Genomic DNA, 20,990 nt, shown 5'->3' on the forward strand with positions numbered 1-20,990 from the left:
TGGAGATATAATATGAACATATTAGTAACTGGTGGTGCTGGATATATCGGATCTCATACGGCTATTGAATTACTGAATGCAGGTCATGAGATTATCGTTCTGGACAATTTCAGTAATGCTTCATACAAGTGTATCGAAAAAATAAAAGAAATTACTCGACGTGATTTTATAACAATTACTGGAGATGCTGGGTGTAGGAAGACACTCTCCGCTATTTTCGAGAAACACGCCATAGATATAGTTATTCATTTTGCTGGCTTTAAATCTGTTTCAGAGTCTAAAAGTGAACCCTTAAAGTATTACCAGAATAATGTTGGAGTGACCATTACTTTATTACAGGTAATGGAAGAGTACAGAATTAAAAAATTTATCTTTAGCTCATCTGCGACAGTCTATGGTGAACCAGAGATAATTCCAATTCCAGAAACAGCTAAAATTGGAGGAACTACGAATCCATATGGCACATCGAAGTATTTTGTTGAAAAAATTCTAGAGGATGTTAGTTCCACGGGAAAACTGGATATAATTTGCTTGAGATATTTTAATCCTGTCGGTGCTCATTCTAGTGGTAAAATAGGTGAGGCTCCATCTGGTATCCCTAATAATCTTGTTCCTTATTTATTGGATGTTGCGAGTGGTAAACGTGATAAATTATTTATTTATGGCAATGATTACCCTACTAATGATGGAACAGGTGTAAGGGATTTTATTCATGTTGTTGACTTAGCGAAAGGTCATTTGGCTGCAATGAATTATTTAAGTATCAATTCGGGATATAATATCTTTAATCTTGGTACAGGAAAAGGTTATTCGGTGCTTGAATTAATCACTACATTTGAAAAATTAACAAACATTAAGGTCAATAAATCTTTTATAGAGAGAAGGGCAGGGGATGTTGCGTCTTGTTGGGCTGATGCAGATAAAGCTAATTCTTTATTGGACTGGCAAGCCGAACAAACTCTAGAACAGATGTTATTGGACTCGTGGCGTTGGAAAAAAAATTATCCAGACGGATTCTGAATATAAAAGGTTTCAGTTTTATGAATCAATCAGAGCAGAGAAAAAAAATACTGGTTCTTACACCTCGCTTTCCCTACCCTGTCATTGGAGGGGATAGATTAAGAGTCTATATGTTATGTAAAGAACTTTCCAAAAAATATGATCTTATTCTTCTGAGCTTATGTGATCAACCACTAGAACTTGAAATAAATATAAATGACTCGGTCTTCAAAGAAATTCATCGTGTCTATCTACCAAAATATAAATCATATTATAATGTATTAAAAGCTTTGGTTACGCAAAAACCGTTGCAAATTGCTTATTATCAATCGGACACATTTAAGAATAAATACAATAAATTAATTAAACAATGCGATGCAGTATTTTGTCATCTGATAAGAGTTGCTGATTATGTTAAGGATACAGACAAGTTCAAAATTCTTGATATGACAGATGCAATATCTTTGAATTACAGTCGCGTTAAAAAATTAGCAAGTAAAAAAAGTTTGCGTGCAATTATTTATTCTCTGGAACAAAAAAGATTAGAATCATATGAACGTTCTGTGGCGAATCTTTTTGATTTGACCACTTTTATTTCATCCGTAGACCGTGACTATCTCTACCCTAATCCGGGCAGTAATATCCATATAGTCAATAATGGGGTTGATACATCAGCCTTGAGATATATAAAAAGAGAAATAAAAATCGATAAGCCTGTGGAACTTATATTTATCGGAAATATGTATTCTTTACAAAATATGGATGCTGCAAAACATTTTGCTAAGAATATTTTACCTTGCTTGTATGATGAGTTTAATATTATTTTTAAAGTGATTGGTAAGATCTCAGAAACTAATAAAAATATATTAAATTCATTTAAAAATACAATTGCTTTAGGTACTGTTGATGATATCAATTCTTCCGCTTCTACAGGGCATATAGGTATATGTCCTGTTCGTCTTGGAGCAGGCGTACAAAATAAAATTCTTGAATACATGGCTTTAGGTTTACCATGTATTACATCTAGCATTGGTTATGAAGGTATTAATGCAAAATCAGGTAGCGAAATTTTTGTTGCAGATACAGTAGAGCAATATAAAAACGTACTAAGAGAAATAATTTACGATTATAATCGTTATACTGAAGTGGCTGAAAATGCCCGTAGTTTTGTAGAAAATAATTTTTCTTGGGAATCAAAAGTTGCCAATTTAATGAATACATTAGATGAGAAATTATATGAACAATAATAAAATTATTACACCTATCATTATGGCTGGTGGTTCAGGCAGTCGGTTGTGGCCACTATCAAGAATTCTCTATCCGAAACAATTTCTTAGCCTAATCGGTAGTCATACCATGCTTCAAACAACGGCTAATCGTCTGGATGGTTTGGATTGTACCAACCCTTATGTCATTTGTAATGAACAATACCGCTTTATAGTTGCTGAACAGCTTAGAAAAATCGATAGATTGACTTCAAAGAATATCATCCTTGAGCCTGTTGGGCGTAACACTGCCCCTGCAATTGCATTAGCGGCGTTGCTGATGTCTAAGTCTGATAAAAGTGCAGATGATCTTATGCTCGTACTGGCTGCAGATCACGTTATACACGATGAAGAAAAATTTTGTAACGCTGTTAGATCGGCAATTCCATACGCTGCTGATGGGAAATTGGTAACATTTGGTATAATTCCAGACAAAGCAGAAACTGGTTATGGTTATATACATCGAGGACAATATATTAATCAGGAAGATTCGGATGCATTTATAGTGTCATCATTTGTTGAAAAGCCAAATCATGAGACAGCCACTAAATATCTTGCTTCCGGTGAGTATTATTGGAATAGCGGTATGTTTTTGTTTAGTGCAAATCGTTATATAGAGGAACTTAAACAATTTCGGCCTGATATTTTATCCGCTTGTGAAAAAGCAATTGCTTCAGCGAACTTTGACCTTGATTTTGTGCGTTTAGATGAAAGTTCTTTCTCTAAGTGTCCTGAAGAGTCAATTGATTACGCTGTAATGGAAAAAACAAAAGACGCAATTGTTATTCCAATGGATGCTGGCTGGAGTGATGTCGGTTCATGGTCTTCTCTTTGGGAAATTAATGATAAAGACTCAGACGGCAACGTAATAGTTGGGGATATTTTCTCTCATGAAACAAAGAATTCTTTCATATATGCCGAATCGGGAATTGTTGCTACAGTTGGAGTGGAAAATTTAGTTGTTGTCCAAACAAAGGATGCTGTTCTTGTCTCAGAGAGAAATAAAGTTCAGGATGTAAAGAAAATAGTCGAACAAATTAAAAATTCAGGTCGTAGCGAGCATTATGTTCATCGCGAAGTATATCGTCCTTGGGGTAAATATGATTCCATTGACACAGGGGAGCGTTATCAGGTCAAACGTATAACAGTAAATCCTGGTGAAGGACTTTCTTTACAAATGCACCATCATAGGGCAGAACATTGGATCATAGTTTCTGGAACTGCAAGGGTGACTATAGGTTCTGAAACTAAGATTCTTAGCGAAAATGAATCTGTTTACATACCTCTTGGTGTAATACACTGCTTGGAAAATCCAGGGAAAATTCCTCTTGATTTAATTGAAGTTCGTTCTGGATCTTATTTAGAAGAAGACGATGTTATCCGTTTTCAGGACCGATATGGTCGTAGCTAAATTTTTGATAATGTAACGTTAGTAGAAGAGCGCTAATATTTTTAGTTAATCTGTAATAAGTATTATTTGTTTAAGGTATATCATGTCGAGTTTACCCTGCTTTAAAGCCTATGATATTCGCGGGAAATTAGGCGAAGAACTGAATGAAGATATTGCCTGGCGCATTGGTCGCGCTTATGGCGAATTTCTCAAACCGAAAACCATTGTGTTAGGCGGTGACGTCCGACTCACCAGCGAAACCTTAAAACTGGCGCTGGCGAAGGGGTTACAGGATGCGGGCGTCGATGTGCTGGATATTGGCATGTCCGGCACCGAAGAAATCTATTTCGCCACGTTCCATCTCGGCGTGGATGGCGGCATCGAAGTTACCGCCAGCCATAACCCGATGGATTACAACGGCATGAAACTGGTGCGCGAAGGGGCTCGCCCGATCAGCGGTGATACCGGACTGCGCGACATCCAGCGTCTGGCAGAAGCCAACGACTTTCCTCCCGTTGATGAAACCAAACGCGGTCGCTATCAGCAAATCAATCTGCGTGACGCTTACGTTGATCACCTGTTCGGTTATATCAACGTCAAAAACCTCACGCCGCTCAAGCTGGTGATTAACTCCGGGAACGGCGCGGCGGGTCCGGTGGTGGACGCCATTGAAGCCCGCTTTAAAGCCCTCGGCGCACCCGTGGAATTAATCAAAGTGCACAACACGCCGGACGGCAATTTCCCCAACGGTATTCCTAACCCGCTACTGCCGGAATGTCGCGACGACACCCGCAATGCGGTCATCAAACACGGCGCGGATATGGGCATTGCCTTTGATGGCGATTTTGACCGCTGTTTCCTGTTTGACGAAAAAGGGCAGTTTATTGAGGGCTACTACATTGTCGGCCTGCTGGCAGAAGCGTTCCTCGAAAAAAATCCCGGCGCGAAGATCATCCACGATCCACGTCTCTCCTGGAACACCGTTGATGTGGTGACTGCCGCAGGCGGCACCCCGGTAATGTCGAAAACCGGACACGCCTTTATTAAAGAACGTATGCGCAAGGAAGACGCTATCTACGGTGGCGAAATGAGCGCCCACCATTACTTCCGTGATTTCGCTTACTGCGACAGCGGCATGATCCCGTGGCTGCTGGTCGCCGAACTGGTGTGCCTGAAAGGAAAAACGCTGGGCGAACTGGTGCGCGACCGGATGGCAGCGTTTCCGGCAAGCGGTGAGATCAACAGCAAACTGGCGCAACCCGTTGAGGCGATTAACCGCGTGGAACAGCATTTTAGCCGTGAGGCGCTGGCGGTGGATCGTACCGATGGCATCAGCATGACCTTTGCCGACTGGCGCTTTAACCTGCGCTCCTCCAACACCGAACCGGTGGTGCGGTTGAATGTGGAATCGCGCGGCGATGTACCGCTGATGGAAGAAAAGACAAAACTTATCCTTGAGTTACTGAACAAGTAATTCAGTAATTTCATATAAATGGGTTTTAAAAAACGGAAAAGATGAGATATCCGGTGTGGTATATCCAAGGTAATGCTATTCAGTATCTCTATGAGTGAGTTAACATCTATACCACATTTAAGCCGCACACTTCGCGGTGACCACCCCTGACAGGAGTAAACAATGTCAAAGCAACAGATCGGCGTAGTCGGTATGGCAGTGATGGGGCGCAACCTTGCGCTCAACATCGAAAGTCGTGGTTATACCGTCTCTATTTTCAACCGTTCCCGTGAAAAGACGGAAGAAGTGATTGCCGAAAATCCAGGCAAAAAACTGGTTCCTTACTATACGGTGAAAGAGTTTGTTGAATCTCTGGAAACGCCTCGTCGCATCCTGTTAATGGTGAAAGCAGGTGCAGGCACGGATGCTGCTATTGATTCCCTCAAGCCATACCTCGATAAAGGTGACATCATCATTGATGGTGGTAATACCTTCTTCCAGGACACCATTCGTCGTAACCGTGAGCTTTCTGCCGAAGGCTTTAACTTCATTGGTACCGGTGTCTCCGGTGGTGAAGAAGGCGCGCTGAAAGGTCCTTCCATTATGCCTGGTGGGCAGAAAGAAGCCTATGAACTTGTTGCGCCGATCCTGACCAAAATCGCCGCAGTGGCTGAAGACGGTGAGCCATGCGTTACCTATATTGGTGCCGATGGCGCAGGTCACTATGTGAAGATGGTTCACAACGGTATTGAATACGGAGATATGCAACTGATTGCTGAAGCCTATTCTCTGCTTAAAGGTGGCCTGAACCTCACCAACGAAGAACTGGCGCAGACCTTTACCGAGTGGAATAACGGTGAACTGAGCAGCTACCTGATCGACATCACCAAAGATATCTTCACCAAAAAAGATGAAGATGGTAACTACCTGGTTGATGTGATCCTGGATGAAGCAGCAAACAAAGGCACGGGCAAATGGACCAGCCAGAGTGCGCTGGATCTCGGCGAACCGCTGTCGCTGATTACCGAGTCTGTGTTTGCACGTTATATCTCTTCTCTGAAAGATCAGCGTGTTGCCGCATCTAAAGTTCTCTCTGGCCCGCAAGCACAGCCAGCAGGCGACAAGGCTGAGTTCATCGAAAAAGTTCGCCGTGCGCTGTATCTTGGCAAAATCGTTTCTTACGCTCAGGGCTTCTCTCAGCTGCGTGCTGCGTCTGAAGAGTACAACTGGGATCTGAACTACGGTGAAATCGCGAAGATTTTCCGTGCTGGCTGCATCATCCGTGCGCAGTTCCTGCAGAAAATCACCGATGCTTATGCCGAAAATCCGCAGATCGCTAACCTGCTGCTGGCTCCGTACTTCAAGCAAATTGCCGATGACTACCAGCAGGCTCTGCGTGATGTCGTTGCTTATGCAGTACAGAACGGTATCCCGGTTCCGACCTTCGCCGCTGCGGTTGCCTATTACGATAGCTACCGTGCCGCTGTTCTGCCTGCGAACCTGATCCAGGCACAGCGTGACTATTTCGGTGCACATACTTATAAGCGCATTGATAAAGAAGGTGTGTTCCATACTGAATGGCTGGATTAATCTGATTTAACCAACATTAAAAATTGAGGCCCGGCGTATATTGCACCGGGCTTTTTTTTGCCAATTATCTTATAGACTAAATTTCACTGCTTAATATTAACTTAATAAATATCAGCTATCCTTATAAAGAAAATCTGAATTTTTTTTCGTTGCGTTGACCATCGAACAACGTAGCGTTAAAACTTTTAGCTCTTATCAGGATGCTAAAAACATCATGATTCACAGTTAAGTTAATTCTGAGAGCATGAAATGAAAATCACCATTTCCGGTACTGGCTATGTAGGCTTGTCAAACGGGCTTCTAATCGCACAAAATCATGAGGTTGTGGCATTAGATATTTTACCGTCACGCGTTGCTATGCTGAATGATCGGATATCTCCTATTGTTGATAAGGAAATTCAGCAGTTTTTGCAATCAGATAAAATACACTTTAATGCCACATTAGATAAAAATGAAGCCTACCGGGATGCTGATTATGTCATCATCGCCACTCCAACCGACTATGATCCTAAAACTAATTATTTCAATACATCCAGTGTAGAATCAGTAATTAAAGACGTAGTTGAGATAAATCCTTATGCGGTTATGGTCATCAAATCAACGGTTCCCGTTGGTTTTACCGCAGCGATGCATAAGAAATATCGTACTGAAAATATTATTTTCTCTCCGGAATTCCTCCGCGAAGGTAAAGCCCTTTACGATAATCTCCATCCGTCACGTATTGTCATCGGTGAGCGTTCAGAACGCGCAGAACGTTTTGCTGCGTTGTTACAGGAAGGCGCGATTAAGCAAAATATCCCGACCCTGTTTACCGACTCCACTGAAGCAGAAGCGATTAAACTTTTCGCTAATACCTATCTGGCGATGCGCGTAGCATACTTTAATGAACTGGATAGCTATGCAGAAAGTTTAGGTCTGAATACTCGCCAGATTATCGAAGGCGTTTGTCTCGATCCGCGTATTGGCAACCATTACAACAATCCGTCGTTTGGTTATGGTGGTTATTGTCTGCCGAAAGATACCAAGCAGTTACTGGCGAACTACCAGTCTGTGCCGAATAACCTGATCTCGGCAATTGTCGATGCAAACCGCACGCGTAAAGATTTTATTGCCGATGCCATTTTGTCACGCAAACCGCAAGTGGTGGGTATTTATCGTCTGATTATGAAGAGCGGGTCAGATAACTTCCGTGCGTCTTCTATTCAGGGGATTATGAAGCGTATCAAGGCGAAAGGCGTTGAAGTGATCATCTACGAGCCGGTGATGAAAGAAGACTCATTCTTCAACTCTCGCCTGGAACGTGATCTCGCCACCTTCAAACAACAAGCCGACATCATTATCTCCAACCGTATGGCAGAAGAGCTTAAGGATGTGGCAGATAAGGTCTACACCCGCGATCTCTTTGGCAGCGACTAACATCTTGTTAGGGCTATTTACGCCCTGATTGTCTTTTGTTACCTCCGCAATAATTCATTATTTTTATCACTTATCCTATAGCATTCACGGGGATTATCGCTAAACTATGCGGACTTGGAAATTTCCGTCAGTTAGGGTAATGATGAGAGTAGAAAATAATAATGTTTCTGGGCAAAACCATGACCCGGAACAGATTGATTTGATTGATTTACTAGTGCAGTTGTGGCGTGGCAAGATGACAATTATCATTTCCGTCATTGTGGCTATTGCCTTGGCTATTGGTTATTTGGCAGTAGCGAAGGAGAAATGGACGTCAACAGCAATTATCACTCAGCCCGACGTGGGGCAAATTGCTGGCTATAACAATGCCATGAATGTTATCTATGGTCAGGCTGCACCGAAAGTATCGGATTTGCAGGAGACGTTAATTGGTCGCTTCAGTTCTGCCTTCTCTGCATTAGCAGAAACGCTGGATAATCAGGAAGAGCCAGAAAAACTTACCATCGAATCTTCTGTTAAGAACCAGCAATTACCATTGACTGTTTCTTATGTTGGGCAAACTGCAGAGGGCGCACAAATGAAGTTGGCCCAATACATTCAGCAAGTTGATGATAAAGTGAATCAAGAGCTAGAAAAGGATCTCAAGGACAACATTGTTCTGGGACGGAAAAACTTGCAGGACTCTTTAAGAACCCAGGAAGTGGTCGCGCAGGAGCAGAAAGATCTGCGTATTCGTCAGATTCAGGAAGCGTTGCAGTATGCGAATCAGGCGCAGGTGACAAAGCCGCAGATTCAACAGACACAGGACGTAACCCAGGATACTATGTTTCTTTTGGGGAGCGAAGCGCTGGAGTCGATGATTAAGCACGAAGCGACCCGTCCGTTGGTGTTCTCATCAAACTACTATCAGACTCGTCAAAACCTGCTGGATATTGACAATCTTGACGTTGATAAACTTGATATTCATGCTTACCGCTATGTAATGAAACCGACGTTACCTATTCGTCGCGATAGCCCGAAGAAAGCAATTACCTTGATTCTGGCTGTGCTGCTGGGCGGCATGGTTGGCGCGGGGATTGTGCTTGGGCGTAACGCGCTGCGTAATTACAACGCGAAATAATATTATTGTGCATTTAAGAGAAACGGGCAGGGTGGTGACACCATGCCCGTTTTTTTTGCCGGATGCGATGCTGGCGCATCTTATCCGGCCTACGTGTGTTGAGATAATGTGTAGGCACGATAAGCTTGCGCATCGGGCAATGGCTCCGGGTGTGACAACAACATCACACCTGCTCAGCACGCCACTCACTGATGCCGTTTACGCAGGTTCTCAATTACCGTTGTTAAATCCAGATCCTGATCCTGCAACAACACCAGCAGGTGATACATCAAGTCAGATGCCTCGTTGGTCAGCTCAAAGCGGTCATGTACCGTTGCTGCCAGTGCGGTTTCCACGCCTTCTTCGCCCACTTTCTGCGCAATGCGTTTGGAGCCGCTGGCATACAGTTTGGCGGTGTAGGAGGTTTCCGGGTCGGCAGATTTACGTTCGGCGAGCAGTTGTTCCAGTTGATACAGGAACAGCCACTGGTGAGCGGTGTCGCCGAAGCAGCTGCTGGTGCCTTTGTGGCAGGTTGGCCCGATGGGATTCGCCAGCACCAGTAACGTGTCGTTGTCGCAGTCCGGCGCAATGCTCACCACATTGAGGAAATTGCCCGAGGTTTCGCCTTTGGTCCACAGTCGCTGTTTAGTGCGCGAGAAGAAGGTAACTTTACCGCTTTCGATGGTTCTGTCTAAGGCTTCCGGGTTCATGTAGCCCAGCATTAACACTTCGCCGGATACCGCGTGTTGCACAATCACCGGCATCAGACCGTCGGTTTTTTCCCAGTCCAGTTCGCGACGTTGTTGTTCTGTTAACATATCCTGATCTCCACGCCCTGTGTTGCCAGGTACGCTTTTAATTCGCCAATATTGATTATTTGTTTGTGGAATACGGAAGCTGCCAGCGCACCGTCAACGTCGGCATCGCGGAAGGCTTCCAGGAAGTGTTCCATGGTGCCCGCGCCACCGGAGGCAATCAGCGGGACGTGGCAAACTTCACGCACTTTTTTCAGCTGCTTGAGGTCGTAACCGTTACGCACGCCGTCCTGATTCATCATGTTGAGGACGATTTCTCCGGCGCCGCGTTTTTGCACTTCCTGCACCCAGTCGAGTGTTTCCCACTGAGTGACGCGGGTGCGGCTTTCATCGCCGGTATATTGATTCACATGATATTTACCGGTTTCGGCGTCGTACCAGGTATCAATGCCGACCACAATACACTGCACGCCAAAGCGATCCGCCAGGCGAGTAATTAACGTCGGGTCCGCCAGCGCAGGGGAGTTAATGGAGATTTTATCCGCGCCAAAGGAAAGAATTTTCGCGGCATCTTCCAGAGACTTAATCCCACCCGCCACACAAAACGGAATGTCGATCACTTCCGCCACGCGAGATACCCAGCTTTTATCTACCACACGGCCATCGCTGGAAGCGGTGATATCGTAGAACACCAGTTCATCTGCACCTTCTTCGGCGTAGCGTTTTGCCAGTGGCACGATATCGCCAATGATTTCATGGTTGCGAAACTGTACGCCTTTCACCACCTGACCATCACGAACGTCGAGACAAGGGATTATGCGTTTTGCCAGCATGCGATGGCCTCCTTCACGGTGAATTTACCTTCCAGTAATGCACGACCAACTATTACGCCGCGTACACCAGTACCACGCAGGGCCGCCACATCGTTAATGTCGCCAATACCGCCGGAGGACTGAAATGCCACCTGTGGATATCTGGCGCACACTTCTTCATATAAAGAGACGTTAGATCCCGCCAGCGTGCCGTCGCGCGAGATATCGGTACATAGCACATGTTTCAGGCCGACGGGCAGATAGGTTTCCACCAGTTGTTCCAGTGAAACGCCCGAGTTCTCTTGCCAGCCGCTGACCGCCACCTGCTTGTTGCCTTGCTCGTCAATACGGACATCCAGCGCCAGCACTAAGGCATCCGCACCGAAACGTTCAAACCAACCTTTCACCATTTCTGGTGATTTCACCGCGGTGGAGCCGACCACCACACGCGCAACGCCCGCTTCCAGTAACGCCGCTACGTCTTTTTCACTACGCACACCGCCGCCAACCTGCACCGGGACGTTAACGCCCGCGACCAGGGTTTTAATCAGCGGGATTTGACGCTTAGCCGGATCTTTTGCCCCGGTCAGATCCACCAGGTGCAACACTTCGGCACCTTGCGCAGCGTAATCCTGTAAGCGCGGCAGCGGGTTGTTACCGTAATCGCGTTGTTTGCCGTAATCGCCCTGATGGAGACGCACCACGGTGCCGTCGATTAAATCTAATGCCGGAATAATCATCACATCTCCAGGAAGTTTTTCAGCAACTTAGCTCCAGCGGCACCAGAACGCTCCGGGTGGAACTGCACGCCGTAGAAGTTATCTTTTTGTACCGCCGCGGTGAACGGTTCGCCGTAATTACACTGGGCGATGGTCCACGGATTGACCGGCATTGCGTAGCTGTGAACAAAGTAAAAGTACGCGCCGTCTTCAATCCCCTGAAACAGGCGGTTGCCTGCCTGCGGGTAAACGCGATTCCAGCCCATATGTGGCAGTGGCAGACCAAAGTCGGTCATTTTCGGCACGTCTTCGTCGATGATGCCCAGCAAGTCGACGCCATTGCTCTCTTCGCTACGTCGCCCGAGCAGTTGCATCCCTAAGCAGATGCCCAGCACCGGTTGGGTACAGGCTTTGATGAGATCAAATAGCTCGCGCTCACGCACCTGGTCCATCGCTGCTTGTGCGGTGCCAACGCCGGGTAAAAACAGTTTATCGGCCAGCAACACGACGTCCGGGTCACGGCTGACTTTGGGTTCATAACCGTGGCGCGCAATGGCAGACTTCACAGAGTTCAGGTTGGCGCAGCCAGTATCAAGGATCACCACGTTCATTACAGCACTCCTTTCGACGAGGGCAGGGTGTCGCCTTCGACGCGGATGGCCTGGCGCAGGGTACGACCAAAGGCTTTGAACAGGCTCTCTACACGGTGGTGATCGTTTTTACCTTTGGTTTTCAGGTGTAGCGTCACGCCCATGGTGTATGAAAGCGAACGGAAGAAGTGCTCGATCATCTCGGTGCTGAGATCGCCCACGCGCTGGTAGGTAAATTCAGCTTTATATTCCAGGTGCGGGCGACCAGAGATATCCAGCGCGCAGCGGGCAAGGCATTCGTCCATCGGCAGCACAAAACCAAAGCGGCAAATACCGCGTTTATCGCCGAGGGCAATTTTTAACGCTTCCCCCAGCGCCAGGCCGGTATCTTCGACGGTGTGGTGATCGTCGATATAGAGGTCGCCTTTGACGTTGATTTCCATACGGAAACCGCCGTGGGTAGCGATCTGATCCAGCATGTGATCAAAGAAGCCAACGCCGGTGTTAATCTTGCTGCCACCCTCGCGATCCAGCCACACCTGGACGTCAATTTGCGTCTCTTTGGTGTTGCGCACTACATGGGCGTAACGGTCTCGTTTAGTGAGTTGCTCACCAATCATCGGCCAGTTCAGGATTTCACGGTCGTAGCGTAAACCATTAATGCCCATGTTTTCCGCCAGTTGAATGTCGGTCGCGCGATCGCCAATCACATAACTGTTGGCGCGATCCATCGCTTGCTCAGCGAGATAACGCTCCACCAGTTTTACTTTCGGCTTACGGCAGTCGCACTCATCGGCGGGCAGGTGTGGGCAAATCAGCACTTCATCAAACTGTACGCCTTGCGAGGTGAAGATCTGCATCATCAGGTTGTGCGGGCCATCGAAATCCGCCTGCGGGAAACTTTGTGTTCCAAGACCATCCTGATTAGTGATCATCACCAGCTTGTAGCCCGCTTTTTGCAGCCTCAGCAGCTCCGGGATCACGCCAGGTTCAAAGGCGAGTTTGTCAAAACGGTCCACCTGAAAATCACTCGGCGGTTCGCTAATCAGGGTTCCATCGCGATCGATAAAAAGATACTTCTGACTCATCAAACTTGCTCCGCACGTAAGGCGTCAATGACGCACTGGCTTTCTTCACGGGTTCCGACGGTAATTCGCAGGCAGCCGCTTAAAGAGGGTTGTTTATTCTGATCACGTAAGATAATGCCCTGATCCCACAAAGATTTAAACACCGCACTGGAGGCTTTAAAGCGCGCCAGAATGTAGTTGGTTTCAGAGTCGAAAACCTGCTCCACGCAGGGGATCTCTTTCAGTGCGGCAATCAGGTATTCGCGTTCTGTAATAATTTGCGCCACCCGTTCGCGCATGGCGACGATTCCCTGCGGGCTTAACGCCTGTGCGGCAATGTCGGCAACCGGCGTCGAGAGCGGGTAGGGGGCGATCACTTTCATCAGCAGGTTGATGACTTCTTCGTTTGCCAGCGTAAATCCGCAACGAAGCCCCGCCAGAGCAAAAGCTTTCGACAGTGTGCGCAAAATAGCCAGGTGCGGATATTCCGCCAGCCAGCCAGCCAGCGATGCCTGCGGGCAAAACTCGATATAGGCTTCATCGGCAACCACAATCGCCTTACCGCGGGTTAACTCCAGCAGGGTGCGAAAATCCTGCGGGTTGATCAGTTGCCCGGTGGGGTTGTTGGGGCTGCAAACATAGACCACTTTTACGCCATCCAGCTTGTCGGAAATGCCCTGTAAGTCCAGTTGCCAGTTGTCCAGCGTCGGCACTGTGCGGCACTCGACGCCAATGGTTTCAGCGCTGACGCTGTACATGCCGTACGTTGGCGGGCAGTAGAGGATGGCGTCTTTACCCGGTTCGCAAAAAGCGCGAATCAGCAGTTCAATGCCTTCGTCCGCGCCACGGCTGACCAGCACCTGTTCCGGTTTTACGCCTGCATATTGCGCGTAATTTTCAATCACCACTTTCGGTTGGCATTCCGGATAGCGGTTGAGCGTTTGCTGAGTGAGCTGAAACTCCACGGCAGTGGGATATTCGTTGGCGTTCAGCCAGACATCGCCGTTACCGCCCAGACGACGCGCTGACTGATACGGCGTCAGGTTGCGGACGTTTTCACGCGCTAAATCGGTAATAGTCACGGTGCTCATGCTTGCTCCTTAAGGGCGTTAACACGCAAAGTAACGGCATTTTTGTGGGCGGTCAGGCGCTCGGCGGCGGCCAGTGTTTCAATGGTCGAAGCCAGCGTGGAAAAGCCTTCTTTCGACAGTTCCTGTACGGTCATGCGCTTCTGGAAATCTGCCAGCCCGAGGCTGGAACAGGTGGCGGTGTAGCCGTAAGTCGGTAGAACGTGGTTGGTGCCGGAGGCGTAGTCGCCTGCCGATTCCGGTGACCAGTCACCAAGAAATACCGAACCGGCGCTGGTGATGCCATCGACCAGTTCGCGGGCGTTGCGGGTCTGAATGATCAGGTGCTCCGGGCCGTACTGGTTGGAGATCTCCACGCACTGCGCTAAATCTTTAGTCACGATCAGGCGGCTGGCGTTCAGTGCCTGGCGGGCGGTTTCGGCACGCGGCAGTTCTGCCAGTTGGCGTTCGACGGCCTCGGCAACGCGACGCGCCATATCGGCGTCGGGGGTCAGTAAAATTACCTGTGAGTCAGGGCCGTGTTCAGCCTGAGAAAGCAAATCAGAAGCCACGAAATCCGGCGTAGCGCCGCTGTCAGCAATCACCAGCACTTCCGACGGGCCTGCGGGCATATCGATCGCCGCACCGTCCAGACGCTGGCTTACCTGGCGTTTTGCTTCGGTGACAAAGGCGTTACCCGGCCCGAAGATTTTGTCCACTTTCGGCACAGATTCCGTACCAAACGCCAGCGCGGCAATGGCCTGTGCACCGCCGACGTTAAACACGTCCTGCACACCGCACAGCTGCGCCGCGTAAAGTATCTCATCGGCTATCGGCGGCGGTGAGCACAGCACCACTTTTTTACAGCCCGCAATACGCGCCGGAGTCGCCAGCATTAATACCGTTGAGAAGAGCGGGGCGGAGCCGCCAGGAATATACAACCCAACTGAAGCTACCGGACGCGTGACTTGCTGGCAACGTACGCCTGGCTGCGTTTCTACATCTACCGGCGGCAGTTTTTGCGCAGTGTGGAAGGTTTCAATATTCTTTACTGCCACCGCCATCGCCTGTTTTAGCTCGTCGCTCAGGCGTTCGCTGGCGGCGGCGATCTCATCAGCAGACACCTTCAGCGCGGTAACCGTGGTTTTATCAAACTTCGCGCTGTATTCACGCAGGGCCTCATCGCCACGCGTTTTCACGTTATCGAGAATATCGTTAACGGTGCGGGTAATGCTTTCAGAAGCGGAGATCGCCGGGCGCATTAACAGCTGGCGTTGTTGCTCCGCAGTACAGCTATTCCAGTCAATGATTGTGTTAAAGCTCATGGCGATCACTCCATCATCTTCTCAATCGGCAGGACCAGGATTGAACTGGCACCCAACGCTTTCAGTTTTTCCATCGTTTCCCAGAACAGGGTTTCGCTACTCACCATGTGCATCGCTACGCGCTGTTGGTCACCCGCCAGCGGCAGAATGGTTGGGCGTTCGGCACCTGGCAGCAGGGCGATGACTTCATCCAGGCGTTCGGTCGGTGCGTGCATCATGATGTATTTTGATTCGCGCGCCTGGATCACACCCTGAATACGGGTCAGCAGTTTGTCGATCAGTTGCTGTTTGGATTCTTCCATTTCGCCATCGCGCTGGATCAGGCAGGCTTTCGAGCGGTAGATAACTTCGACTTCGCGCAGGCCGTTAGCTTCCAGCGTGGCACCGGTGGAAACCAGATCGCAAATCGCATCCGCCAGTCCGGCACGCGGCGCAACTTCGACAGAACCGTTCAGTAAGCAGGATTTAAAAGAGATACCTTTCTGATCGAGATAACGCTTGAGCAGGTGAGGATAAGAGGTGGCGATACGTTTACCGTTTAAGGAGAGCGGACCGTCCCAGGCTTCATCAACCGGCGTTGCCAGTGAAAGTCGGCAGCCGCCGAAATCCAGACGACGCAGGGTAAAGTAGCGCGGATCTTCACCCTGGGCTCGGCGGTTAAGCAGCTCTTCTTCCAGCACGTTTTCGCCGATAATCCCAAGATCTACCACGCCGTCCATTACCAGACCGGGAATGTCGTCGTCACGCACGCGCAGAATATCAATCGGCATGTTTTCTGCCATCGCGATCAGGCGCTGGGTGTGAAGATTAATTTTAATGCCGCAGCGCGCCAGTAATTCGCGTGAGTCATCACTTAAACGGCCGGATTTCTGCATAGCTATGCGTAAACGAGTGTTGTCTGTCATTTTCTTATTCCTCTTTAAACCTGTCTGAACCGTTAACAACCGCGCAATAAAAAAGCCCCCGGAAGGTGATCTTCCGGGGGCTTTCTCATGCGTTCATGCACCACTGGAAGATCTGAATGTCTTCCAGCACACATCGCCTGAAAGACTAGTCAGGATGATGGTGATGATGGTGGTGTTTAAATTGAACGCGTGTCATAAAAGTCTCTGTGAATGTTTATTCAACTGATGTCTTTTAACCTAAACCACTTTCACGTTAGAAAGCAAGGGGTTTTTTATATATTTTATGGCGATGGATTTGTTTAATGAATGAGCGGGGAAAGGAGGGGGCTAAGAGGACTGTCCTCTAACTTGACAGCACCAAAAAGAGCAAAGTCTGATTTTTCGTCTCGCTGACAATGTCTTGATCTACAAACTAATTAATAAATAGTTAATTAACACCCATCATTGTACAATGAACTGTACAAAAGAGGAGATTTACATGCGTACAATTAGCTACAGCGAAGCGCGTCAGAATTTGTCGGCAACAATGATGAAAGCCGTTGAAGATCATGCCCCGATCCTCATTACTCGTCAGAATGGAGAGGCTTGTGTTCTGATGTCACTCGAAGAATACAACTCGCTGGAAGAGACGGCTTATCTACTGCGTTCCCCCGCTAACGCCCGGAGATTGATGGACTCAATCGATAGCCTGAAATCAGGCAAAGGAACGGAAAAGGACATTATTGAGTGAAACTAATCTGGTCTGAGGAATCATGGGATGATTATCTGTACTGGCAGGAAACAGATAAGCGAATTGTTAAAAAGATCAATGAAATTATCAAAGATACACGCAGAACACCATTTGAAGGTAAGGGGAAGCCAGAACCCCTGAAACATAATTTGTCAGGCTTCTGGTCCCGACGCATTACAGAGGAGCACCGTCTGGTATACGCGGTTACCGACGATTCACTGCTCATTGCAGCATGTCGTTATCATTATTGAACAGATTCATTCATAGAATGAATTGTCAGTTTTGATACGCTAGCGTAGCCTTATAGATCTAAGGTGTATCAGGAGATAACGGATGAAAAAGGTCGCAATTGTCGGGTTAGGGTGGTTAGGCATGCCGCTGGCGATGTCACTTTCAGCGCGAGGCTGGCAAGTCACCGGGAGTAAAACCACACAAGATGGTGTCGAAGCGGCCCGAATGAGTGGCATTGATAGCTATCTGCTTCGCATGGAGCCTGAGTTAGTTTGCGATTCTGACGATCTGGATGCCCTGATGGATGCCGATGCGCTGGTCATTACGCTTCCGGCACGTCGTAGCGGCCCCGGCGATGAGTTCTATTTACAAGCGGTACAAGAGTTAGTGGATAGCGCGCTGGCCCATCGTATTCCCCGCATTATTTTTACCAGCTCGACATCTGTCTATGGCGACGCGCAAGGCACGGTGAAAGAAACCACCCCGCGTAATCCGGTGACCAACAGTGGACGAGTATTAGAAGAACTCGAAGACTGGCTGCACAATTTACCCGGTACTTCGGTCGATATTCTGCGTCTTGCGGGCCTGGTCGGACCGGGACGTCATCCCGGACGCTTCTTTGCCGGAAAAACCGCCCCTGATGGTGAACATGGTGTTAATTTAGTCCATTTAGAAGATGTTATTGGCGCTATCACTCTGTTGTTACAGGCACCTAAAGGCGGACACATCTATAATATATGTGCGCTAGCTCACCCTGCGCGTAATGTTTTCTATCCGCAGATGGCCCGTTTACTGGGGCTGGAACCTCCGCAGTTCAGAAATAGTCTGGACAGCGGCAAAGGTAAGATTATTGATGGCAGTCGGATTTGTAATGAACTGGGATTTGAATACCAGTATCCCGATCCGCTGGTAATGCCGCTGGAGTAAACGATCACGCCAGCAGGACGCCGCATGCACTGCAAGGGGGCGTGTATGAAACCACTGCTGGATGTGTTGATGATCCTCGATGCCTTAGAAAAAGAAGGCAGTTTTGCGGCGGCGTCAGCCAAACTCTACAAGACGCCGTCCGCTCTGAGTTACACCGTTCACAAGCTGGAAAGCGACCTTAATATTCAATTGCTTGATCGTAGCGGACACCGCGCTAAATTCACCCGTACCGGAAAAATGTTATTAGAGAAAGGGCGGGAAGTTCTGCATACCGTGCGAGAACTGGAAAAGCAGGCGATCAAACTGCATGAAGGCTGGGAAAACGAGCTGGTGATTGGCGTGGACGACACGTTTCCTTTTTCTCTGCTTGCGCCTCTCATTGAAGCTTTTTATCAACATCATAGCGTGACGCGCCTGAAGTTTATCAATGGCGTACTCGGTGGTTCCTGGGATGCCCTGACTCAGGGGCGAGCGGATATTATCGTTGGCGCGATGCATGAGCCACCATCTTCCAGTGAGTTTGGTTTCTCGCGGTTGGGCGATCTTGAACAAGTCTTTGCGGTCGCGCCTCATCATCCGTTAGCCCAGGAAGAAGAACCGTTAAACCGTCGTATCATTAAACGATATCGGGCGATTGTGGTGGGGGACACTGCGCAGGCAGGCGCTTCTACGGCCTCACAACTTCTCGACGAACAAGAAGCCATTACCGTTTTCGATTTTAAAACCAAGCTGGAGCTGCAAATTAGCGGCCTTGGCTGCGGCTATTTACCACGGTATCTGGCGCAACGTTTTCTCGATAGTGGCGCGTTAATCGAGAAGAAAGTGGTCGCCCAAACTCTCTTTGAACCCGTCTGGATTGGCTGGAATGAACAGACCGCAGGGCTTGCCAGCGGCTGGTGGCGAGATGAAATTTTAGCAAATAGTGCGATCGCCGGTGTTTATGCAAAATCTGATGACGGAAAATCAGCCATTTAAAGAAAAATTATTATGGCAAGCCTCTCATTCTCTTGTCATTTCCCCCCCATTTAGGCACAATGCGCCGCTGTCAAAAAATGACTAAAAACCGACGTTTAATTAGCGTCGGTTATTTTTTGCTTCAAACCAATCATTCATACCAAGAGGCCGGGCTTCGTACCGGATAGATATTTACTAAAAATCGACAGTTGTTGTCGCTGAGGAATCCAAAAAAATGGGGCAATTTTTTGCTTACGCGACGGTTATCACCGTAAAGGAGAATGACCATGTCGCATAACGTTACTCCAAACACCTCTCGCGTGGAATTGCGTAAAACGCTTACGTTAGTTCCGGTTGTAATGATGGGTCTAGCCTATATGCAGCCGATGACGCTGTTTGATACATTTGGTATCGTTTCAGGCCTCACGGATGGTCATGTGCCGACAGCCTATGCGTTCGCATTGATTGCGATCCTGTTTACGGCTCTGAGCTACGGGAAGCTGGTTCGCCGCTATCCTTCTGCTGGCTCTGCATACACTTACGCCCAGAAATCCATTAGCCCGACTGTCGGCTTTATGGTGGGTTGGTCTTCTCTGCTCGACTATCTGTTCGCGCCGATGATCAACATTCTGCTGGCGAAAATCTATTTTGAAGCTCTGGTGCCTTCCATTCCATCGTGGATGTTTGTGGTGGCTCTGGTGGCCTTTATGACCGCCTTTAACCTGCGTAGTCTGAAATCCGTAGCGAACTTCAACACTGTAATCGTCGTGTTGCAGATAGTGCTGATCGCGGTGATTCTGGGCATGGTTGTTTATGGCGTATTTGAAGGTGAAGGCGCTGGTACGCTGGCGAGCACTCGTCCGTTCTGGTCTGGCGATGCGCATGTTATCCCGATGATTACCGGGGCGACAATCCTGTGCTTCTCCTTTACCGGTTTTGACGGCATCAGCAACCTGTCGGAAGAAACCAAAGATGCAGAGCGCGTGATCCCGCGTGCGATTTTCCTGACCGCGCTGATCGGCGGCATGATCTTCATCTTTGCAACTTACTTCCTGCAGCTGTACTTCCCGGATATCTCTCGTTTTAAAGATCCGGATGCGTCACAGCCTGAAATCATGCTGTACGTTGCGGGTAAAGCGTTCCAGGTTGGCGCGCTGATCTTCTCCACCATTACCGTACTGGCGTCCGGTATGGCGGCGCACGCAGGCGTTGCGCGTCTGATGTACGTAATGGGTCGTGACGGCGTGTTCCCGAAAAGCTTCTTCGGTTATGTACACCCGAAATGGCGTACTCCGGCGATGAATATCATCCTGGTTGGCGCGATTGCCCTGCTGGCAATCAACTTCGACCTGGTAATGGCTACGGCGCTGATTAACTTTGGTGCGTTGGTGGCGTTCACCTTCGTTAACCTGTCGGTCATCTCGCAGTTCTGGATCCGTGAGAAGCGTAACAAAACGCTGAAAGATCACTTCCAGTATCTGTTCCTGCCGATGTGTGGTGCGCTGACCGTTGGTGCGCTGTGGGTTAACCTGGAAGAAAGCTCAATGGTTCTGGGTCTGATCTGGGCTGCTATCGGTCTGATTTACCTGGCTTGCGTAACCAAGAGTTTCCGTAACCCGGTTCCGCAGTACGAAGACGTAGCGTAATCTTACAAACCGGATGACATAATCATCCGGTAAATCTCAAAAAGCCGGAG

The 20,990-nt window shown here is 48.2% G+C and carries 22 protein-coding genes and 1 other annotated feature; of the genes, 13 read left to right on the forward strand and 9 right to left on the reverse strand.

Annotation, left to right across the window (positions count from 1 at the left end; genetic code table 11):
• Positions 1-12: 12 nt before the first annotated feature.
• From galE to wzzB, 7 genes are all read left to right on the forward strand, one after another.
• Complete coding sequence (galE, locus tag HBM92_RS08895; protein WP_001024185.1) at positions 13-1,020, forward strand: UDP-glucose 4-epimerase GalE; 1,008 nt, start codon at positions 13-15, stop codon at positions 1,018-1,020.
• A gap of 20 nt (positions 1,021-1,040) precedes the next feature.
• Complete coding sequence (locus HBM92_RS08900) at positions 1,041-2,246, forward strand: glycosyltransferase family 4 protein (protein ID WP_001076405.1); 1,206 nt, start codon at positions 1,041-1,043, stop codon at positions 2,244-2,246.
• Complete coding sequence (cpsB, locus tag HBM92_RS08905; protein WP_001297922.1) at positions 2,236-3,675, forward strand: mannose-1-phosphate guanyltransferase; 1,440 nt, start codon at positions 2,236-2,238, stop codon at positions 3,673-3,675. The genes HBM92_RS08900 and cpsB overlap by 11 nt, the downstream gene beginning before the upstream one ends.
• Before the next feature lie 82 nt (positions 3,676-3,757).
• The gene (gene cpsG / locus HBM92_RS08910; protein ID WP_000096784.1) at positions 3,758-5,128 is read left to right on the forward strand and encodes a colanic acid biosynthesis phosphomannomutase CpsG; all 1,371 of its coding nucleotides are present in this window, start codon (positions 3,758-3,760) and stop codon (positions 5,126-5,128) included.
• A gap of 162 nt (positions 5,129-5,290) precedes the next feature.
• Positions 5,291-6,697, forward strand: a complete 1,407-nt coding sequence (gndA, locus tag HBM92_RS08915; protein WP_000043483.1) for an NADP-dependent phosphogluconate dehydrogenase — start codon at positions 5,291-5,293, stop codon at positions 6,695-6,697.
• Between the two features lie 249 nt (positions 6,698-6,946).
• Positions 6,947-8,113 carry a UDP-glucose 6-dehydrogenase gene (gene ugd, locus HBM92_RS08920; protein ID WP_000704861.1) on the forward strand — a complete coding sequence of 389 codons (1,167 nt, stop codon included), beginning with the start codon at positions 6,947-6,949 and terminating at the stop codon, positions 8,111-8,113.
• Positions 8,114-8,255: 142 nt separating this feature from the next.
• Positions 8,256-9,233, forward strand: coding sequence for an LPS O-antigen chain length determinant protein WzzB (wzzB, locus tag HBM92_RS08925; protein ID WP_001297921.1), 978 nt, complete (start codon positions 8,256-8,258; stop codon positions 9,231-9,233).
• A 185-nt stretch (positions 9,234-9,418) separates the two neighbouring features.
• Here wzzB and hisIE read toward each other — a convergent pair whose 3' ends face one another.
• The 9 genes from hisIE to hisL form a co-directional block, all read right to left on the reverse strand.
• Positions 9,419-10,030 (reverse strand): bifunctional phosphoribosyl-AMP cyclohydrolase/phosphoribosyl-ATP diphosphatase HisIE, encoded by a 612-nt coding sequence (gene hisIE / locus HBM92_RS08930; RefSeq protein ID WP_000954917.1) that lies wholly within the window; start codon positions 10,028-10,030, stop codon positions 9,419-9,421.
• Entirely contained in the window at positions 10,024-10,800 is a 777-nt protein-coding gene (gene hisF, locus HBM92_RS08935) for an imidazole glycerol phosphate synthase subunit HisF (protein WP_000880185.1), read from the reverse strand. Before hisF ends, hisIE begins: the two co-directional genes overlap by 7 nt.
• Positions 10,782-11,519, reverse strand: coding sequence for a 1-(5-phosphoribosyl)-5-[(5-phosphoribosylamino)methylideneamino]imidazole-4-carboxamide isomerase (hisA, locus tag HBM92_RS08940; RefSeq protein ID WP_000586497.1), 738 nt, complete (start codon positions 11,517-11,519; stop codon positions 10,782-10,784). The genes hisF and hisA overlap by 19 nt, the downstream gene beginning before the upstream one ends.
• Positions 11,519-12,109, reverse strand: coding sequence for an imidazole glycerol phosphate synthase subunit HisH (gene hisH / locus HBM92_RS08945; protein ID WP_001103560.1), 591 nt, complete (start codon positions 12,107-12,109; stop codon positions 11,519-11,521). Before hisH ends, hisA begins: the two co-directional genes overlap by 1 nt.
• The gene (gene hisB, locus HBM92_RS08950; RefSeq protein WP_000080122.1) at positions 12,109-13,176 is read right to left on the reverse strand and encodes a bifunctional histidinol-phosphatase/imidazoleglycerol-phosphate dehydratase HisB; all 1,068 of its coding nucleotides are present in this window, start codon (positions 13,174-13,176) and stop codon (positions 12,109-12,111) included. The genes hisH and hisB overlap by 1 nt, the downstream gene beginning before the upstream one ends.
• Entirely contained in the window at positions 13,176-14,246 is a 1,071-nt protein-coding gene (hisC, locus tag HBM92_RS08955) for a histidinol-phosphate transaminase (RefSeq protein WP_000108995.1), read from the reverse strand. The genes hisB and hisC overlap by 1 nt, the downstream gene beginning before the upstream one ends.
• A complete protein-coding gene (gene hisD, locus HBM92_RS08960; protein WP_001297912.1) occupies positions 14,243-15,547 on the reverse strand; it encodes a histidinol dehydrogenase in 1,305 nt (434 codons plus the stop codon). The genes hisC and hisD overlap by 4 nt, the downstream gene beginning before the upstream one ends.
• Positions 15,548-15,552: 5 nt before the next feature.
• Positions 15,553-16,452, reverse strand: coding sequence for an ATP phosphoribosyltransferase (gene hisG / locus HBM92_RS08965; RefSeq protein ID WP_000131782.1), 900 nt, complete (start codon positions 16,450-16,452; stop codon positions 15,553-15,555).
• 46 nt (positions 16,453-16,498) lie between these two features.
• Positions 16,499-16,622 (reverse strand) — a sequence feature (His leader region).
• Positions 16,598-16,648, reverse strand: a complete 51-nt coding sequence (hisL, locus tag HBM92_RS08970) for a his operon leader peptide (RefSeq protein ID WP_001364200.1) — start codon at positions 16,646-16,648, stop codon at positions 16,598-16,600. It overlaps the preceding feature by 25 nt.
• Before the next feature lie 282 nt (positions 16,649-16,930).
• Here hisL and yefM point away from each other — a divergent pair, with 282 nt between their 5' ends.
• From yefM to plaP, 6 genes are all read left to right on the forward strand, one after another.
• On the forward strand, positions 16,931-17,182 hold the full coding sequence (gene yefM, locus HBM92_RS08975; RefSeq protein WP_001259255.1) for a YoeB-YefM toxin-antitoxin system antitoxin YefM: 252 nt from the start codon (positions 16,931-16,933) through the stop codon (positions 17,180-17,182).
• Positions 17,179-17,433: a type II toxin-antitoxin system mRNA interferase toxin YoeB gene (yoeB, locus tag HBM92_RS08980; protein ID WP_000767822.1), complete on the forward strand. Its 255-nt coding sequence runs from the start codon at positions 17,179-17,181 to the stop codon at positions 17,431-17,433. Before yefM ends, yoeB begins: the two co-directional genes overlap by 4 nt.
• An 82-nt stretch (positions 17,434-17,515) precedes the next feature.
• Positions 17,516-18,340, forward strand: coding sequence for an SDR family oxidoreductase (locus HBM92_RS08985; RefSeq protein WP_000754733.1), 825 nt, complete (start codon positions 17,516-17,518; stop codon positions 18,338-18,340).
• Positions 18,341-18,385: 45 nt separating this feature from the next.
• Entirely contained in the window at positions 18,386-19,315 is a 930-nt protein-coding gene (locus tag HBM92_RS08990; RefSeq protein ID WP_000803366.1) for a LysR substrate-binding domain-containing protein, read from the forward strand.
• A 214-nt stretch (positions 19,316-19,529) separates the two neighbouring features.
• Positions 19,530-19,592: a membrane protein YoeI gene (gene yoeI / locus HBM92_RS08995; protein WP_010723108.1), complete on the forward strand. Its 63-nt coding sequence runs from the start codon at positions 19,530-19,532 to the stop codon at positions 19,590-19,592.
• Positions 19,582-20,940, forward strand: a complete 1,359-nt coding sequence (gene plaP, locus HBM92_RS09000; RefSeq protein ID WP_000019194.1) for a putrescine/proton symporter PlaP — start codon at positions 19,582-19,584, stop codon at positions 20,938-20,940. The genes yoeI and plaP overlap by 11 nt, the downstream gene beginning before the upstream one ends.
• Positions 20,941-20,990 lie beyond the last annotated feature (50 nt).

Source organism: Escherichia sp. E.sYA108, from assembly GCF_011754335.1.
Taxonomy (GTDB): domain Bacteria; phylum Pseudomonadota; class Gammaproteobacteria; order Enterobacterales; family Enterobacteriaceae; genus Escherichia; species Escherichia coli.

Coding starts and splice junctions, on each gene's coding strand:
- galE (WP_001024185.1), top strand. CDS start 13: ATGAACATATTAGTAACTGGTGGTGCTGGATATATCGGATCTCATACG.
- HBM92_RS08900 (WP_001076405.1), top strand. CDS start 1,041: ATGAATCAATCAGAGCAGAGAAAAAAAATACTGGTTCTTACACCTCGC.
- cpsB (WP_001297922.1), top strand. CDS start 2,236: ATGAACAATAATAAAATTATTACACCTATCATTATGGCTGGTGGTTCA.
- cpsG (WP_000096784.1), top strand. CDS start 3,758: ATGTCGAGTTTACCCTGCTTTAAAGCCTATGATATTCGCGGGAAATTA.
- gndA (WP_000043483.1), top strand. CDS start 5,291: ATGTCAAAGCAACAGATCGGCGTAGTCGGTATGGCAGTGATGGGGCGC.
- ugd (WP_000704861.1), top strand. CDS start 6,947: ATGAAAATCACCATTTCCGGTACTGGCTATGTAGGCTTGTCAAACGGG.
- wzzB (WP_001297921.1), top strand. CDS start 8,256: ATGAGAGTAGAAAATAATAATGTTTCTGGGCAAAACCATGACCCGGAA.
- hisIE (WP_000954917.1), bottom strand. CDS start 10,030: ATGTTAACAGAACAACAACGTCGCGAACTGGACTGGGAAAAAACCGAC.
- hisF (WP_000880185.1), bottom strand. CDS start 10,800: ATGCTGGCAAAACGCATAATCCCTTGTCTCGACGTTCGTGATGGTCAG.
- hisA (WP_000586497.1), bottom strand. CDS start 11,519: ATGATTATTCCGGCATTAGATTTAATCGACGGCACCGTGGTGCGTCTC.
- hisH (WP_001103560.1), bottom strand. CDS start 12,109: ATGAACGTGGTGATCCTTGATACTGGCTGCGCCAACCTGAACTCTGTG.
- hisB (WP_000080122.1), bottom strand. CDS start 13,176: ATGAGTCAGAAGTATCTTTTTATCGATCGCGATGGAACCCTGATTAGC.
- hisC (WP_000108995.1), bottom strand. CDS start 14,246: ATGAGCACCGTGACTATTACCGATTTAGCGCGTGAAAACGTCCGCAAC.
- hisD (WP_001297912.1), bottom strand. CDS start 15,547: ATGAGCTTTAACACAATCATTGACTGGAATAGCTGTACTGCGGAGCAA.
- hisG (WP_000131782.1), bottom strand. CDS start 16,452: ATGACAGACAACACTCGTTTACGCATAGCTATGCAGAAATCCGGCCGT.
- yefM (WP_001259255.1), top strand. CDS start 16,931: ATGCGTACAATTAGCTACAGCGAAGCGCGTCAGAATTTGTCGGCAACA.
- HBM92_RS08985 (WP_000754733.1), top strand. CDS start 17,516: ATGAAAAAGGTCGCAATTGTCGGGTTAGGGTGGTTAGGCATGCCGCTG.
- HBM92_RS08990 (WP_000803366.1), top strand. CDS start 18,386: ATGAAACCACTGCTGGATGTGTTGATGATCCTCGATGCCTTAGAAAAA.
- plaP (WP_000019194.1), top strand. CDS start 19,582: ATGTCGCATAACGTTACTCCAAACACCTCTCGCGTGGAATTGCGTAAA.